General features: G+C 71.1%; 1 pseudogene. It reads left to right on the top strand.

Annotated elements, in window-relative coordinates:
* Positions 1 to 308: pseudogene (locus F2P44_RS34725) on the top strand (alpha/beta fold hydrolase); the annotation flags it as partial.

Here is a 308-nt window from a genome sequence, read left to right as displayed (position 1 = left end):
GCCATCCGAGCCCGGCCGGCCGCGGGCCGGCTCGCTCCTGAGCGCCATCTTCGCCAACGCCGCACCGGGCGCTTTCTACCTTGCGCCGGCGGTCGACGCGGCCGCCAGCGCGCCGTTTCCCGGGCTGCTCGCGACCCATCTGCGGGTGCAGCGCTGGACCCTCGACGAATTGCCGATGGCGCGTGCGCTGTTCGACGAATCGGTCGGGCTGCTGTTCGCGCAAAACAGCTTCATGCGCGGCGACCTGGTATTGAACGGCAAGCGCCTCGATCCGGGCCAGGTGCGCGCGCCGCTGCTGAGCTTGTACC

The sequence above is a fragment of the Massilia frigida genome, from assembly GCF_011682175.1.
Classification (GTDB): Bacteria; Pseudomonadota; Gammaproteobacteria; order Burkholderiales; family Burkholderiaceae_D; genus Telluria_A; species Telluria_A frigida.
The sequence above is the reverse complement of the archived record's forward strand: the minus strand, read 5'-3'. Positions and strand labels throughout refer to the sequence as shown.